Genomic DNA, 16060 nt, shown 5'->3' with positions numbered 1-16060 from the left:
TTATTAATTTCCTAAATATTTAATGTAGGTGTAATACACACCATATTTTTTGTTTCCTTCTATAAAATCGTTTACTAAAAACGTTTTTCCTTTTTCAAGATTTACGGTAAAAACAACTTCTTTGTCTGTTTGATGAATATCTTTTTCTAACATTTGATTCGCAATTTGTAGGCTAACTTTTTCTGGTGATATGGTTTTATAATCATATAAATTCTTAGGATTTTCACTAGGAATTCCTAAAATTGGACCCGAACATTCTTTTGGCCATCTTCTACAAGAAATTTGGTAAGTTCCTGCTTTTTCAATTTCTAAAGCATGTGTGTTGTTTTTGTTTTTGATTCCTGCAGCAACTTGCTCAGGTTTCCAAATCCCAGCATCTTCACCAATGGCATGTTGTATGGTTAATTTTATTTCTTTTTGTGCTTTGTTGCCAATAACACTTACGGGTAATTCGTAGTATTCTGAGTTTTCTTTAACCCGTTTTAAAAATTGTTTATTTTGATGCAATAATTCAGCAACTACTTCTGGATACTGACTAGCAAGATCAGTTTTTTGCTTGGGATCTTTTTCAATATCGTATAATTTTTTTCCATTTAATAATCGCCAATTGTCTTTTAAAATACAGGTTTCAGAAACATCTTTGGGTTGCCTCCAATCTTGACGATGGTGAATAAAAGCCGTTCTTTCTTGTATTTTATTTTTGTTATTGGTTACCATTGATGAAAAATCAATACCATCTAAAAGCATGTCTTTTGGAAGTGATAAATTACACAATTTTGCCAAAGTAGGAAGTAAATCTACATGTTGTGCTAAAGTAGAAATGTCTTTTCCGCCTTCGATTTTTCCATTTGGCCAACGAATAAAAAATGGTACTCTATGGCCACCTTCTTGTTTGCTACCTTTAATTCCTTTGTAACCTTTATTGTAACCTAGTTTTCCATCTCTCGAAAAACCAAAACGAGTTCCATTATCACTCATAAAAATAAGAATGGTATTCTCTAAGAGTTTTTTATCACCCAAAAATTGATAGAACTTTCCAAAATTTTCATCAATATTGGCAATCATTCCATATAAATTGGCGTCAATAATTTTATCGCCTTCTAAATGTTTGTAAGGTTTTGCATACTTTTCTGCCACAATTAAAGGATCATGAGGTGCATTTAATGGCAAATAAACAAAAAACGGATTGTCTTTTTGTTTTTCGATGTATTTCATGGTTTCTTGAAACCAAACATCTGTGCAGTATCCTTTAAATTGTTTGGGTTGGTTATTGACATAATAAACATCATCAAAATAAGAATTCCCCCAATAATCAGAGAGTTCTCCAATTCCACCAGCCAAATGATGAATGGCGGTTTCAAAGCCTAAATCTGTAGGTCTTGTTGGGTAATTATCACCCAGATGCCATTTGCCAAACAATGCTGTTTTGTACCCATTTTCTTGAAATACATTTGCCATTGTTTTTGCATTTCTAGACAAAGCATCTCTACCCTTAAATGTTGCCCAAGCACCATTATTTATGGGATATTGTCCAGTCATAATTGCAGCTCTAGTTGGTGTACACAAAGGACTTACGTGAAAATCTGTCATTCTCACAGCTTCGTTATAAAAAGCATCTAAATTTGGTGTTTTTAACCAAGGATTTCCATGAGCTCCTAAATCGCCAATTCCTTGATCGTCTGTAAGAATTAGAATTACATTCGGTTTTTTTTGCTTTATATTTTGGGCATTTAATCCGCCAAAAAATAAAAGCAAAGCAGCCGGAATTAGTATTTTAGTAGTAAAACTCATTAAAAAATTAAATTTTATTGAATAGTAAAAAACATCGAACTTTCGTCTAAATTCTCTTTACTTTTTTTATCCCAATCTGTTGAGAACATTTTAACCTGAACTCGATAAACAATTGATTTTGAGTAATTTTTACTTAAATCTATAGCAACTTGCATATTACCATAACCTGGTAAAACATCAATAATTTTGGTATTTACTTTTCTTCCCCATTTTATTTTAGTTCTGTCAGTTGTTTCAAAAACCATAATTTCAATTTTTCTTTTTTGATTGGCTTTATAGCTTAAAGGAATTTTTACAGTTTTGTTTTCTGACCCCTCCAATTGGGTTTCTAATACAGGAAAATAGACACTTTCGTTATAAATTTTTATATTGGTTTCGTAATCTTGATTTACGTTATCATCGTTAACATCTACCAATTTATAACCTCTTACCCAATCGTAATACACTGTATTTTTTGTTGGATCTGCCAATTCTTCGTCCGTTGGTAATGCTATCCAAGGAAAAGGATACGTTTCAGACACCAAGCGCATTCTCATAGGTTGATCGAAAGGTTTGTCTGTTTTTTTATCATAAAATTTGATGTGTTTTGGAGCTCGATTATCATAATAATAACTTGCAGATTTTTCGTCTCTCCACCAACCACCATAGGTATGAAAATCTTTAGACGCCAATTCTGTATTGGTAATTTTTACGCTAGACGCTTTTAAATCGTGCTTTGTTTTATTACAATCTGTGTACCAATAATGCCCATTAGAATTCATTCCGTTTGCAAAAAAATTCCCAGCAAAATCTCCAGATCTACCTATACATTCTTGAATATCCCACTCTAAACCATATCTATCACAGCCTTCTGGACCCTCATAATTTTTAACAGTAGAAAACCAAAACGTAGAAGACATTGTGGTTGCTGCAGCTTTCATTCTGCACTCATAATATCCTAAAAAAGCAGAAGCTTTAGACACAACTGCACCACCAGCAATATTAAAAACCAGCTCTCTACCATAAGCCTTTACAATGGTATCTTTTTTTAATTTTTCTCCTTTTATTTGTAAATAACCATCTTTTACAGAAACCTGTGATGGTAAGAAAATTCCGGGTTCTCTACCTTTCCATTTTGGGTGATAATCGAACCATTTTGTAGCATCTAATTCAGTACCATTAAACTCATCAGAAAAATCTGGATTCATTACCCATCTTTTACCCATAGGTGGTTCTGGAGGCCCAGTTTGAGCAAACATTTGGGTTGAAATTCCCACACTTACAATAAGTATTACAAAAATATTTTTCATAATCTAGATTTTAAATATTTATGGTTTTTTTATTCTTTTTTACAGCTTCTACATCAAAAAAGAATTGCTTGTTTTTCCCTTCACCTATTTCGATAGTAAAAACTCCTTTTTGCATCACTTTTGGTTGATATTCTGAGCCTTTTATCCTTAGAGAAGAAACCACTTCTTTTGTATAATTATTTCTAACAGTAACCACTTGATTTGCTTTCGAAATTTTTAAAGTTGGCAACTCAAAACCCTCTTGAATGGTAAAATTATCTGTTTGATTAAAGGTTATTGGCCAACCCTCATATTGCTTACTTTTTGGATCTGTAATGTCTACATTTCTTGCCCAACACTCGTACGTAATTTCTCTTGCAGACTTATTAAATTTTATAATTCCATAACCTGCAGCTCTACCTTTTAATAAATCCGTTTTTGGACTATTGTCTTTATGTGTAGGGTTTGCAACAGCGTGCACTGTAATTTTGTTATGAAAAGCGTCTTCATATTCACCTGTGTATTTTGGCGAATTTGGATTTCTATTTTTTCCAGGATTTTCTGGGTTCCACCAACGCATCCAAAAATTGGCAGCAGCTGGTACAGCAAAAGAATAGCCTGCATTATTGTAATCTTCTATTCCATGATGTACTACAGAACCCAAATGTTGATCGCCAGCAATCATACAAGAAAAACTTTTTCTGATGACAGTTAAAGCTTTATTTCTACCAGATTGTGGCCATCCATTAGAATCTACGCTATACTTTTGTTTTTTATTAATGGTTGGTGAATGAGTTGCTAAATTGGTAAAAATGGTTTGAGATAACACTGCTTTCATTTCTGCATCTTTCCAGTTTGTGGTCCAATCTTCTAAAAAATTTAGTTGTCTATCGCCTAAAATTGTAGCCCCAAAAACATCCATTTCTCTGGTATCTTGGTAACGTTTATTTTGCAAAACTCTTTTGGGACCAGATTTAAATTTTCTATCTTCTAATATTGCAAAACTGATGCCTCCCCAAGTTAAATCTGTATAATAAACACCAATTCCTTGTTCTATTGGTGTAGGGTCATAAGGATCTGGTAAATGACTGGTTTGTGCTCTTTCTACTTCTTTGATATAAGAAACTGGCATATAATAACCCCCTTGATTCCCATCTCTAGAATCTATTTTTTTACCTCCATTTCCCCAAAGGTTTCCTTGACCAACATCATGATCATCTGGAATACAAATTGTTGGTGTATTTTTTATAACATCGCCAAAAACCTCTCCAAACAACAACCAATTTCCATAATGATCACTATGATTATATACTTGGTCTCCAGAGAAAAACAACACATCTGGTTTTATTTTTTTAAGATTATCTACAATGTCTTTTGCACCTGCACCACCATGTTGTAAATGTGTAGACCAACAAGAAAATGCAGCCATTACAATATCATCTTTATCCTTTGGATTTTTTCTGATGATACCTTGATAAGATTTATCATCCTTATACACAACTCTGTATTCTTTTTCTTGAGTATCGTTCCAGTTTTCTATTCTAAAATGTGCTGTATAACCAGGATATTCGATATCAGATTCTTGAACAGTATTCCATTTATTACCATCTTTTATTTGAAGTGTAGCTCTAAATGGATTGTAACTTTTAACAGGATAAAGTTGTGCTGTAAGTTTTAAAATATTTTCATGAACAGTATACATCGCAAAACAAACACCATTTTTTTGTTTAAGTTTTTTAAGGTTTTGTCCATAACTTATACTTACTACAAAGGTTAAAATTAACAATATTTTATTTTTCATTGGTTTTGTTTTTTAATCAATTTCTATTTTATAAACAATAGCTGCATCAGCATATTTTGGTGCTTTCCATTCTGGGATAAAATCATGGTAATGTTTGTCTCTACCATAAGTTTTTGTGTGATAATCGTAAATATCTTTTCCCCATTTTGTGTTATCTGGTGTGTACATCCATCTTCCATACCATTCATTTCCATTGGCAGGCACATTATAAACTCCCCAGTGAAAATAAACACCTAATTTAGCATCTAAAAACCATTCTGGAGCCGCATTATGTAGCTTTAGGCTATTCCATTCTGGTGTAAAATTTTCTTGTGAAAAACCTATTTGTGTGATAAAAAAAAGAAATAACAGTGGGTAAAACTTCATTTTTAATTCAGTTTAAATCTTTTGAAAAACTATTTACAATTTAAGCTTATAATCATGAGCACCTGGCGCAAAATTACTTCTGTAAATTTTTGTACCTGTTCCCCATCTTTCCCAATTAATTTCTACTCGATTATCACCCAAAACAATATTTAAAAGTTTCTCTTTCATTTTTTTAGCAACTTTTTTGTATTTCTTATCAAAAGCTACATTATTTACCTCTCTTGGATCTTTTTTAAGATCATAAAGCGCAGGATCTAAATCTTCCCAAGAAGCAGAAAGTGCCCACTCCATATTTTCGCCTTCTTTTTTATTAGGTCTTGTTTGTAAAGACAGCACATAATCTTTAGTTCTAATATATGCTCTTGGCCCAGTAACTGCATGACTTTCGCCAATTATATAATCTCTTTTTGGTGCTATTTCTGATACAGTTTCTGCCAAATCTAAGCCATCTAAATAGTTATATTTTTCTGTCTTTAAATCTGCACCTGCAGCACTTAAAGCTGTTGGAGCAATGTCTACAAACTCGGTAAATCTTTTAACTACTTTACCTGCAGGAAATTTCTTTTTATCTGAAGAAACTACAATCATTGGGTTGTGCGTATCCCATTTCCATGGAGTAAATTTAGAAACTGCTCCATGTTCATTTAATTTCCATCCATGATCTCCACAAACATAAATAATCATCCAAGGTTGGTTGTGTTTTTCGCTATATGCAATAAAATCTTTGGCAGCTTTACCCACTAATTGATCTCCATAAGCGCAAAACGCATAATAATCTTGAATCATTTTTTGCTTTTGCTCGTCTGTAAAATGATGCGAGGGTTTACTACCCACTTGTTTTTTCATTTGTTTTGCCATAGATGCGTATTCTGCATCGCTAAATTCAGGAACTTTGTATTTGTGTTTTTGAAAACGAGCTCTAAAATCGGCTGGAGGCAAAACTGGTGTGTGCGGAAAATCGAAACCAATATGCGCAAATACTGGTTTAGATGGATCTACTCCCTTAAAATTTAATTTACCAGCATTAAATGGTTTATTCTCATTAATTAAATATTCATTTAAAAAATGCGCATAATAACCATCTCTAGTTTTACCCGCTTTTCTAGGGCTTACACCAGAAATAATCATCCCTTTGTACATCGATTCTTTCTTCCCTTTTTTGTAATGTCTAAGTAAATCGTACTTTTTAGTAGTTTCTTCAGCAACGTTTTTATACTTGTCTGTAACTGCATTTAATTGTTCAGAAATATACTCGAACTTACCTTCTTCTGTTACAAAAAAGTTAATATCTGTAATTGGTTTATCGTATTTTATACCCTCAACTTCTTTCCACCAGCCACCACCAGAATAATCTGTAAAACCTTCTTTACCTAGAGGTCTAAAATTTATATCTGTTTCAAAAACTTTATGTTCTTTCGTTTTTCCATTGGGTTGTAATCCTTTTAAACGATAGCCTAATTTACCAACATGAAATGTTTGATAGCCTAAATCTGCCATTTGTTCTGGCAAAGAAGGTTTCATATGTTCTGCTTTATTATTATGGTATTCGAACTCGTAAACTCCTGATCTAAACGTATAACGCCCTTGTAAAATTACAGCACGTGAAGGAGCACAACCAGCTGCTTGCACATAGGTATTGATAAACGTTGTTCCTTGTGCAGCTAATTTATCCACCTCTGGTGATTCTATATAACCTAATTCGCTCATTTCTTGTCCATCAATTTCTTGATTAAAGGTTTTTACAGAATCATATCTTTGATCATCAGTTAAAATATATAAAATATTAGGCTGTTGTTCTTGTGCGTTTATCATTTTTGATAGCGCTAAAAAAAGCATTAGTAAAGCGAAATTTATTTTCATCATTTTGTTTAAGATTATGCTTAAAAGACCTACTGCTTTTTATTTATTTTAAACTTTTTACAGAGCATATAAAATACAGACAGCCGAATTTAATTTGGATTGATAACCAAAGAAAAAGTTTCTATTATAAAATTAGGGAACCAAATGTTCTTAATAGTAATACATAGTATTTTTAGAGATTCTAATTAATTTTGCACTACAAAAAGTGGAATTGTTTAGTTTTTAGTAAAAGGTAAAACAGTCTATATTAAACTTAGTTTTTTCTAAATTTCCTTTAAAAATTAAATAAATGGCGTGAACTCCTGTTGTGGATTTAATCTGAGCTTTATCGATCTGAAAAAATGAATTTTCTCTTTGTTTTTCGATGTTTATTTCAGCAATTTTTTCTCCTTTTAAACTATCTAATCGAACTTCTACAACCCTTTAACTTGAGTTGAAAGATTTTAGAGACATTGACTTATTGCTAATTCTGTACTACTATTTTATAATGATCTCATCCAACTCCCAAGAACCAGAATTTGCATTTGATGCAGGTTGTACTGCTATTTGCATTATTCTATTTTTTACGTTAGAAAACTCAGAAAGTTTAATTTTATACGTTTTAAAATCTGAATCGTTTTTACTTATCGGAATGGAAACCCATTCTTGTGCAGACCAATTTATTGGTTCAGTTTTTATTACCCAGAAGTTTTTTTCTTTTTCATTTCTTGTAAAAATTGCCAGTTTTAATTCTTCTGAATTACTATTATTTTTGATTTTTATTTCTACCTCATCACATAATTTGGTATTGGTATACAACCAAGGTGCGCTTCTAATAGTTGCCTTTTTTTCTGATAAATTTCCAGTTAACTTTCCGTTTTTAAAAGCTAAGGTTGTACCTTGGATAGCTTGCCAACCCATGGTACTATTTTTAAACTCAAAAGGTCTACCAGGTTCTGGATACCATTTGTCTTCTTTTGGAATAATGATTGTTCCATCCTCATTAAAATTTACAGGTTTTAGGCTTGCTCCTCTGTAAAATGCACTAATATCATGATTTTCTTGTAAAACATATTTTTGACCTTTCCAATCAAAAAAACTGGTGTGTCCTCCATTTAAAAAAGGACCTTTAAAATCATAGGGTCCATAGAGTTTTTTTGACATTGCATATTTGGTTCCCCAAACTAAATAATACCAACCATCTTTCTTAAATAAAGTTGATTTATCTCCAACACCCATTTTTTTCCCATCTTTATCTAAAACTAAAACTGGTTTAGGTTCAGTGGTTAAAGACTTCATATCTTTTGCCAAAGTTGCCATATAATAAGTTCCTGAACCAAAGCTGATTGTGTACACATCATCCTCGATAAAAATTTCAGGATCATAAGGATGCACAGGTACAATGCCTTTTGGTAATAAGGGTTTACCTAACAAATCTTTATACTCGCCAGTAATAGAATCTGCAACCATTACTCCAGTATTTATATTTCTGTTCGAAAAAAACCAATAATATTTACCATCTCTTTCTACAACATCACCAGCCCAACAATTGGGTTGGTCTCCTATATAAGTATCTTTTGGATAAATGTTTCTGTGATGTTCCCAATTGACTAAATCTGCTGTAGACCAAACTTCCCATCTATCCATTGGAAAAGAAGAAGTTGGGTTCCAAGATTTATCATGACCACAAATGATATACACTCTATCATTTTCTACCCAAGCATGTGGGTCTGCCATTCCATGTTCTGGTACAATTACATCTACACTAATGGCTTGATGTTCTTTACTTTTAACTTGTTTGTTTTGGGTTTGTTTGTTATCGCAAGAAATAATTACTAAACACAAAAAGGTAAAAAAGAGTTGTTTATAGTGTTTCATTTTAATTTATTATTTGTCAATTATTGGATTTCTTTTATCATCCATTCTTTGCATTGCATTTACTTCGTAAACACGTTTTAATTGCCAAAGAGGACGCTCTAATTCGCTTTCCCAATTCCATAGAATTTTAAACAATTCTCTTACTTTTTCTGGGTATTTATAAGCCAAATTATTGCTTTCTGAAATGTCTTCTTTTATGTTATACAATTCTGCAGGTCTGTCTGGATAACGCAATAATTTCCAATCGCCTTTTCTTACAACACCTCTATTTTCTTTTTTCCAGAATAAAACTTCGTGTGGATTATCTTTCTTTTTACCAGTGATAAAAGGCATTAAATCTACACCATCTAACTCTTTAAATTGAGTAGCATTACCTCCAGAAATATTTAAAAAAGTAGGCAACATATCTAACATACTTATTGGTTTTGTATAAGTAGCACCTGCTTTAATTACATTTGGTAATTTTATAATACAAGGCACTCGAATTCCACCTTCTAGATGGTTGGATTTACATCCACTTAAAGGATAATTGGAGCTGTTTGTTCCATCAGGACCACCATTATCATTAGAAAAAACAATCATTGTATTTTCTTCTAGTCCCAATGCTTTTAATTTGGTTAAAATTTGACCACAAGCACGATCTAAAGCAATGGTCATTGCTGCTAATATTTTACGTTTTCCTTTAAGATGTTTTACTTTTTCTAAATCTTCTTTGGTGGCTTGTAAAGGTGCATGAACCGCATTAAAAGAAACGTACATAAAAAATGGATTGTTTTTATTCCTTTCCATAAAATTGCAAGCCTCATCTGCAATTGCATCTGTTAGGTATTTTTTTGGTTCTTTATAGTTTCCAAAATTATGCTCCCATCTGTCTTCAGGTTTTTTCTGTTGTTGCTTTTCAGTTAATTCAAAGAAATTTCTTGCTCCTCCTCTAAAACCATAAAATTCATCAAAACCTCTTTTTAAAGGATGGTATTTATCTGCATTTCCTAAATGCCATTTCCCAAAAACAACAGACTTATAGCCTTGAGGTTTTAAATAATCTCCAATTGTTTTTAAGTGTAAAGGAAGTCCCATTTCATCACCTAACAACTTAGAAGATTTACTCATATAACCAGGCACATTATTTTCTTCGATACCAAATTTTTGTTGATAGATTCCTGTTAACAAACCCGCTCTTGATGGCCCACAAACTGCTGCAGTAGTATAGGCTTCTTTAAAAACCATACCTTCTTTGGCTAGTTTATCTAAATTAGGAGTATCAAAATATTTACCTCCTTGAAAACCAAAATCGTTATAACCTGCATCATCTGCAAAAAGAAAAATGATGTTCTTTTTTTGAGATGATAAATTTTGAATACTAAAACAAAAAAGAGTGAATATAAAGAGTTTAACAAAACATATTTTGAAGCCCATTTTCATTTTGTTTTATTGAATTTCATTTTCAGAAAAGAAAACTTGTCTTCCTTTTTCTAAGATTAAATGATCTCCTTTAAATTCTATGATTCCTTTTTGACGAATATCTGTAGAGGAAGCTCCTATTTTAAACTCATATTTACCAGCTTCTACAATCCATTGATTGTTTTTATACTGCACCAATTGTTGTGGAGAAACATTAAAAATCACCTTTTTCTTTTCTCCAGATTTTAAATCAACTCTTTGAAAACCTTTTAACTGAATGGCTTTCATTGTTGTAGTTTTATCCACAGGAGAAACGTATAGTTGTACAATTTCTGTTCCGTCTACTTTACCCGTATTTTTTAAATCTAAAGAAACAGAAAATCGATTGCCAGCAATATTTGTTTCTGATGGCATTTCTACATTTGAATACTCATAATTTGTGTAAGATAACCCATAGCCAAAAGGATATAAAGGTGGATTACTTTTGTTATAACCATTTTGATAATTGACTTCTTCTCTAATTTGAGAATTAGGATAGGTTACACATAATTTTGCAGACGGATTTACTTTACCTATTAAAATATCTGCAACAGCATTACCACCTTCTTCACCAGGAAACCAAGCGTTTACAATAGCAGCACATCTGCCTTCTAACTTATCAATTACTTGTTGTCTACCTCCAAATAAAACTAAAATTACTGGCTTTCCTGTAGCTAACATTTTTTCTACAAACGCTTCTTGATCTCCAGGTAAACCAATTCCTTTTCTACTTCTTCCTTCTCCATTTAAGGAAATATTTTCGCCCATTGCTGCAATAATTACATCGCTTTTATTGGCTATTTTAACTGCGTTTTCTAAATTGGGTTGTGCTAATCCTTTTACGGTTAATAATTTTAATCTTCCTAATCTATCATCACCAAAACCACTTTTATCAATTTTAGCCTCTAGAGTTGCACTCCAATCGCAACCACGTTCGTGTTGAATATCAACATTATTACCCAAAGCCTTTTCTAAACCTTCTTTTAAAGTAACCAATTTTGGATTTAAAGGATCATATTCTTCACTTTTCCAAAAAGCTCTCATTGCTTGATAAGTATAATCGCCTAATAATCCTTGAGTTGTTGCTGAATTTGGCCCAACTAAAGCAATTTTTTTTACATCATCTTTTAAAGGTAAAATTCCATTATTTTTTAATAAAACAATAGATTGTGCAGCTGCTTCATAGGCTAATTTTCTATTTTCTGGCGGATCAAAATCTAAGGCTCCATCTTTTCCTATTTGCGGATTTTCATCCAACAAACCTAATTTAGCCTTCATAATTAAAGATCTTTTTACTGAAGTATTGATTACCTCTTCAGTAACCAAACCTTTTTTTATAGCTTCTTTAAATTGTGGATAAGCTATTGGTGAAGACAACTCAATATCTACACCTGCATTGATTGCCATTGCTCCTGCAGTCATAACATCTGGTGCTTGTTTGTACTTTCTATTTACCATATTAATGGCACCATAATCGCTTACAACCAAACCATCAAAACCAATTTCTCTACGCAACATTCTGTCTAACATCGTTGGATTTACAGAAATTGGTAAAGATTTATAGGTTCCGTAAGAAGGCATTACACTTTTTGCTCCAGCTACTTTAATACAAGCTTCGTGAGGCATTAAATATTCTTCGTATAAAATCTTTTCAGAATTATTCTTGGTACCATAACCCGCAAAATGTTTTACGGTGGCTGCCACTCCTGTTTTAAAATCATCGCCTTGTAAACCCTTTACAAAAGCAACCCCCATTCTAGAAGTTAAATACGCATCTTCTCCATAACTTTCTTGATGACGATTCCAATGTGCTGTTCTACTTAAATCTAACATTGGTGATAAAGCAAAAGTAGCACCAGCAGCTCTCATATTTTTTCTGGTTGATGTGGTATTTCTTTCTACCAATTCAGGATTCCAAGTGCAACCAATACCAATTTGTTGTGGAAAAGTTGTGGCTCCTTGAGTTGCAAAACCTGTAATAGCTTCTTCGTGAAAAATTGCGGGAATTTTAAGTCGGGTTTTGGTTGTTAAATAGTCTTGAATTTCTCGAACTAAATCCCTTAACTCTTCTGGATTTAAAGCTTGACCTGTAGAAAACTGACAAAAATGACCAATTCCATTAGCAAGATGTTCATCCATTTTTTCTGATGATAGTTTTCCATCAACCATCAATTCTCGAATTCGAGTTCCTGTGATTTGGGCTATTTTTTCATCTAATGTCATTGTAGCCATTAAACCATCAACTTTTGCATCTATTTCTGGTGATGAAAATGCTGGTGTTTCTGCAAATACTTCTGTGGTATTATTTTGAGATTTACAAGCTGATAAACAAATAAATACAATACAAAAAGCTATTTTTAAAATTTTCATTTATCCTTTTATTTATTTAAAAAAATCAACCTGTAAAAGCTTATTTTTTATTGATGTTCGAATAATTTTTACCTCTAATTTCTTCGAATTCAGCTAATAATTCTTTTACTTTTTCTGGGTGTTTTTCTGCCAAATTATTTGTCTGACCTGCATCATCCTTTAAATTATACAATTGAAATTTATCTAAAATACCAGATTCTACCATAGATTTCCAACTCATAGGACTCCCTTTATAAGGTGGAATCATAGCCCAATCTCCAGCTCTAAATGCCGTTTTAGAATTGGCTTCTAACACAATATTATCTCGTCCTTTTTTACTTTTCCCTAAAAACTCATCCAACATATTTTGGCTATCTGTTTTATCGGCATTTACATCTATTAAATCTGCTAAAGAAGCCAATAAATCTATTTGACAAACCAAAGCATCTGAAACGCCTGGCTGAATTGTTCCTTTCCAATAAGTCATAAAAGGTACTCTTGTACCAGCATCAAACAAACTATATTTACCTCCTCTTAATTTACCTGCTGGTGTATGTTTCCCTAATTTTTCGATGGCATCATCATAATAACCATCTTGTAAAACTGGACCATTATCACTAGAAAAAACAATTAATGTATTTTCTAAAATACCTTCTTCCTTTAAGGTTTTCATAAACTCGCCAATCATAAAATCGGCTTCTAAAATAACATCACCTCTAGGGCCCATTCCAGATTTACCTACAAAACGTGGGTGTGGAGTTCTTGGTACATGAGGTTGTTGTAGCGCGTAGTATAAAAAGAAAGGTTTGTCTTTATGGCTTTTTACATAGTTTTGTGCTTTCTTTAAAAAGTGATCTGCCATATCTACATCAGACCATTTTGCAGCTTCACCACCTTTCATAAAACCTATTCTAGGTATTCCGTTTACAATGCTATTGTTGTGTCCATGATGCCATTTCATAGAAGTTAATTCAGGATTGTCTTTTCCTGTTGGTTCGCCTTCAAAATTCTTTTTGTAACTTACAGAAATTGGGTCTTTTGGATCTAAACCATCTACATAACCATTATCTATATACACAGTTGGTACACGATCTTGAGTGGCTGCTAAAATATAGGCATCATCGAAACCTAATTCGTTTGGCCCTGGAGTAATATGTGCATTCCAATCTACATTTCCAGAACCTAAACCTAAGTGCCATTTACCCACAATACTTGTTTGGTAACCTGCTTTTTTAAATATTTTAGGTAAGGTTTCTTGCGCAGTAGAAATTATTAAAGGCGCAGAACCAGGTAATATTCTAGCTTTTTCATTTCGCCAAGGATATACACCTGTTAACAAGGCATATCTACTTGGAGTACACGTTGCAGAAGTTGCATAACCGTTTGTAAACTTTATACCTTCATTGGCCAAAACATCTATATTTGGTGTATTTATTTCTGTTGCACCATACGCACTTAAATCTCCATAACCCAAATCATCTAAATAAATGACTACAACATTCGGCTTTTTAACCTCTTCTTTTTTATCCGTTTTTTGGGTTTCTTTACATGCTGCAAATGCTATTGTGATTAGCAATAAATAGTTTAAGATGTTTTTCATTTTTTAATAGATTATTAATTATGATTTAGAAATCTGAATTTGGTTTTACTTTAATTTTAAATTCTTAACAATTCTGATGGCATCTGCCTCTAAATGCCAAGGCCTTTTTTTCCAAAAATTATATGCTTTTTTTTCAAAATCTTCTTCTTCAGTATATTCTCCAGTAAGGGTATTGAACCAAACTTCTTTAGCTTCTGAAAAATCGAATTTCTTTTTTAATCCTTGTACAATACCTACCCAATTATTTTCTTTTGGTGCGTAAACCATAACTACTCCATCTTTCTCATTGGTTAAATTATAGCCATTACCATTAAACCACTCAATAGGTTTAAAATTTTCGAAATTATAATCTGTAAACAACTTTTTCATGTTTTTAAAATACTCAAACTTCGGTTTGATAAACTCTTTAGGTTGCTCAAAAGGATTATGAATAATAACATTCCAAGAAGCTGCTTGCCAATAATAAGTGGTGTAACCACCAGCAAACAAACACATGTAATTTCTTCTTAAACAAGCTTCTGCATCTGTATAAGCACCAGGAAACACAACATAAGGTGCTTTTTCATACCCACCATGTTCGATATTAAAAATTGGTTTTTTAGGAAAATCTTTCTGCGCTTTTAACATATTTTGATACAAGGTATGTTGCCAATTTTGCATCGAAATAAAATCTACTTTTTTCGGATTTTTTTTACAAAAACCATAATCATGTACAGAAACTAAACGATTGTAAGCATCTAATTTTCTTGTTCTGTCTATTCTTTCTGCAATATATTCTGATGTTGCTCTACCATAAAACAAGGCTTCTTTAGAAACATCCCAAATGATATTTGGAAAGGCTTGATATCTTTTAACCACATAATCGTAATACAAATTATCTGCATCAGATTGCATTTCTGGCCAAGAAACGAGTTTGTTCCAAACGTAAATCATTAAATGACTTACAATTTCTTGATCGTGCATTTCTGCAATAACTTTATCAAAATGTTGAAAGAACTCAATATTTAAAGTACTAAAATCTGGTTTTGAATTGGAACCTAAAAACGGAAAAATATCTTCTCTACCTCCATATTCATGCTCTGGATGTTCTTTTAATTTCTCATCTTTTTGCCATTTTACATCATAAGAATAAACATTCATTACAATTTGATTAAAACCGTTTTCTGCTATTTTAGATAGCAAATGTTTGGTTTTCGGAATCTCTTTTTGTCCATAATCTAAAGCAAATAACCAATCGCACTCAAAAGCCAAATTAAAGTAATGCGAACCATCTTGATAAAAGAAATGCTGAGGATTATCTTCTTTTAAAACAATACCTCCATGTCTGTTTTCTTTTTGATTTTTGGTAACTACAATTTTACCTTTTTTACCATTTAATTCTTTGATTTCAGTTTTTAATACAAAGCTTTTTTCGCCAGTTTCATTTCCTGAATATCGAAAAACCCATTTTTTATCACCATTATAAAACAATGGTATTTTTTGATCACCATTATTACCAGTAACAATTGCAAAAACTTCTTGGTTTAAAGGATCATCAACAGTTTTTTTAACCCTGTATACAATATCGTTTACTTGCCATTGTTCTGTTGTTATGGTTGTGTTTCTCTTTGGATTATCCCAAATTTTAATTTGAGAAAAACACGTAGTAATACCTAATAATAAGCCTAAGAAAATTGCTGTTTTTTTATTCATTTGTTGATGTAAATTTTTCTAGTTAATTATAATTGC

The 16060-nt window shown here is 32.1% G+C and carries 10 protein-coding genes and 1 pseudogene; all 11 read right to left on the bottom strand.

The window, feature by feature from the left end; all coding sequences use genetic code 11:
- Positions 1 to 3 precede the first annotated feature (3 nt).
- Positions 4 to 1791: an arylsulfatase gene (locus ACWYN7_RS04085; protein WP_462858573.1), complete on the bottom strand. Its 1788-nt coding sequence runs from the start codon at positions 1789 to 1791 to the stop codon at positions 4 to 6.
- 14 nt (positions 1792 to 1805) lie between these two features.
- Complete coding sequence (locus ACWYN7_RS04080) at positions 1806 to 3080, bottom strand: LamG domain-containing protein (RefSeq protein ID WP_462858572.1); 1275 nt, start codon at positions 3078 to 3080, stop codon at positions 1806 to 1808.
- Between the two features lie 10 nt (positions 3081 to 3090).
- Positions 3091 to 4860 (bottom strand): alkaline phosphatase D family protein, encoded by a 1770-nt coding sequence (locus tag ACWYN7_RS04075; RefSeq protein ID WP_462858571.1) that lies wholly within the window; start codon positions 4858 to 4860, stop codon positions 3091 to 3093.
- Positions 4861 to 4872: 12 nt separating this feature from the next.
- Entirely contained in the window at positions 4873 to 5226 is a 354-nt protein-coding gene (locus tag ACWYN7_RS04070) for an alpha-L-fucosidase (RefSeq protein WP_462858570.1), read from the bottom strand.
- 33 nt (positions 5227 to 5259) lie between these two features.
- Positions 5260 to 7086 carry a sulfatase-like hydrolase/transferase gene (locus ACWYN7_RS04065; protein WP_462858569.1) on the bottom strand — a complete coding sequence of 609 codons (1827 nt, stop codon included), beginning with the start codon at positions 7084 to 7086 and terminating at the stop codon, positions 5260 to 5262.
- A gap of 222 nt (positions 7087 to 7308) precedes the next feature.
- Positions 7309 to 7491, bottom strand: a pseudogene (locus ACWYN7_RS04060) (carbohydrate-binding protein); the annotation flags it as partial.
- A gap of 72 nt (positions 7492 to 7563) precedes the next feature.
- Entirely contained in the window at positions 7564 to 8943 is a 1380-nt protein-coding gene (locus ACWYN7_RS04055; protein WP_462858568.1) for a family 43 glycosylhydrolase, read from the bottom strand.
- Positions 8944 to 8952: 9 nt separating this feature from the next.
- Positions 8953 to 10359, bottom strand: coding sequence for a sulfatase (locus ACWYN7_RS04050; RefSeq protein ID WP_462858567.1), 1407 nt, complete (start codon positions 10357 to 10359; stop codon positions 8953 to 8955).
- Between the two features lie 12 nt (positions 10360 to 10371).
- On the bottom strand, positions 10372 to 12753 hold the full coding sequence (locus ACWYN7_RS04045; protein WP_462858566.1) for a glycoside hydrolase family 3 N-terminal domain-containing protein: 2382 nt from the start codon (positions 12751 to 12753) through the stop codon (positions 10372 to 10374).
- Positions 12754 to 12793: 40 nt separating this feature from the next.
- The gene (locus tag ACWYN7_RS04040) at positions 12794 to 14332 is read right to left on the bottom strand and encodes a sulfatase family protein (RefSeq protein WP_462858565.1); all 1539 of its coding nucleotides are present in this window, start codon (positions 14330 to 14332) and stop codon (positions 12794 to 12796) included.
- A gap of 45 nt (positions 14333 to 14377) precedes the next feature.
- Positions 14378 to 16024, bottom strand: coding sequence for an apiosidase-like domain-containing protein (locus ACWYN7_RS04035; protein ID WP_462858564.1), 1647 nt, complete (start codon positions 16022 to 16024; stop codon positions 14378 to 14380).
- Between the last annotated feature and the right edge of the window lie 36 nt (positions 16025 to 16060).

Source organism: Polaribacter sp. M10, from assembly GCF_054968445.1.
Note: the sequence above shows the minus strand (reverse complement) of the source record. Positions and strands in the feature narration are given on the sequence as shown.

Excerpts from the sequence above, each read along its gene's own strand:
- ACWYN7_RS04085 (WP_462858573.1), bottom strand. The coding sequence starts at position 1,791 with ATGAGTTTTACTACTAAAATACTAATTCCGGCTGCTTTGCTTTTATTT.
- ACWYN7_RS04080 (WP_462858572.1), bottom strand. The coding sequence starts at position 3,080 with ATGAAAAATATTTTTGTAATACTTATTGTAAGTGTGGGAATTTCAACC.
- ACWYN7_RS04075 (WP_462858571.1), bottom strand. The coding sequence starts at position 4,860 with ATGAAAAATAAAATATTGTTAATTTTAACCTTTGTAGTAAGTATAAGT.
- ACWYN7_RS04070 (WP_462858570.1), bottom strand. The coding sequence starts at position 5,226 with ATGAAGTTTTACCCACTGTTATTTCTTTTTTTTATCACACAAATAGGT.
- ACWYN7_RS04065 (WP_462858569.1), bottom strand. The coding sequence starts at position 7,086 with ATGAAAATAAATTTCGCTTTACTAATGCTTTTTTTAGCGCTATCAAAA.
- ACWYN7_RS04055 (WP_462858568.1), bottom strand. The coding sequence starts at position 8,943 with ATGAAACACTATAAACAACTCTTTTTTACCTTTTTGTGTTTAGTAATT.
- ACWYN7_RS04050 (WP_462858567.1), bottom strand. The coding sequence starts at position 10,359 with ATGGGCTTCAAAATATGTTTTGTTAAACTCTTTATATTCACTCTTTTT.
- ACWYN7_RS04045 (WP_462858566.1), bottom strand. The coding sequence starts at position 12,753 with ATGAAAATTTTAAAAATAGCTTTTTGTATTGTATTTATTTGTTTATCA.
- ACWYN7_RS04040 (WP_462858565.1), bottom strand. The coding sequence starts at position 14,332 with ATGAAAAACATCTTAAACTATTTATTGCTAATCACAATAGCATTTGCA.
- ACWYN7_RS04035 (WP_462858564.1), bottom strand. The coding sequence starts at position 16,024 with ATGAATAAAAAAACAGCAATTTTCTTAGGCTTATTATTAGGTATTACT.